Raw genomic sequence first — 285 nt, 5'->3', positions numbered from 1 at the left:
GCTCATATGACCCGAAACGTTCTTGACACTTTTAAACTCATCCATCATTAGATGTTTGGGTAGTGAAGCATACGGTGATTGTTTTAAATAATCTGCTGCTTGATCAATAAAACGTGATACTGTTGCCGTTGAAACTGAACATGAGCGTGCAATAGATACTTCTGATCTCACATCCACAGCTTTTTCAATAACTGCTAGACGTGTATTATTTGAAATATGACAATATGGATTTATTTCTGGTGTTTTCGCCGTGAAATAGCTACGACAAGCTCTACACAAATAGCG

At 37.5% G+C, this 285-nt stretch carries 1 pseudogene; it reads right to left on the bottom strand.

What is annotated here, in order from left to right:
- Positions 1 to 285, bottom strand: a pseudogene (locus tag CD113_RS12745) (ISL3 family transposase); the annotation flags it as partial.

Source organism: Staphylococcus simiae, from assembly GCF_002902085.1.
Classification (GTDB): Bacteria; Bacillota; Bacilli; order Staphylococcales; family Staphylococcaceae; genus Staphylococcus; species Staphylococcus simiae.
Note: the sequence above shows the minus strand (reverse complement) of the source record. Positions and strands in the feature narration are given on the sequence as shown.